This window comes from Xenorhabdus santafensis (assembly GCF_033949405.1).
Lineage (GTDB): Bacteria > Pseudomonadota > Gammaproteobacteria > Enterobacterales > Enterobacteriaceae > Xenorhabdus > Xenorhabdus santafensis.
Map to the genome: position 1 here is coordinate 1 of NZ_VCDN01000390.1, position 205 is coordinate 205.

General features: G+C 31.7%; 1 protein-coding gene. It reads left to right on the top strand.

What is annotated here, in order from left to right; genetic code table 11:
• Positions 1 to 205: hypothetical protein (locus FE392_RS22860; RefSeq protein ID WP_500692713.1), on the top strand; the 205-nt coding region annotated here is incomplete at both ends.

A 205-nucleotide genomic window follows, 5' to 3' on the forward strand; every position in this document is an offset into this window, starting at 1 on the left:
ATTACAACCTAAAAAGAAACAGAATATAAGAATTTATGAATTTATAGAGAAGAAAATGAGTGAGAGCGGGAGAGAATTGTTTAAATCATGTAGTACTTTTAATGAGTTTGTGGCTACGAAAGATAAAAAGAAAAAGAAACGAGTAAAGGGGAATGATTGCAAAAATCGTTTTTGTCCAATTTGCGCTTGGAGAAAAGCAGGAAAG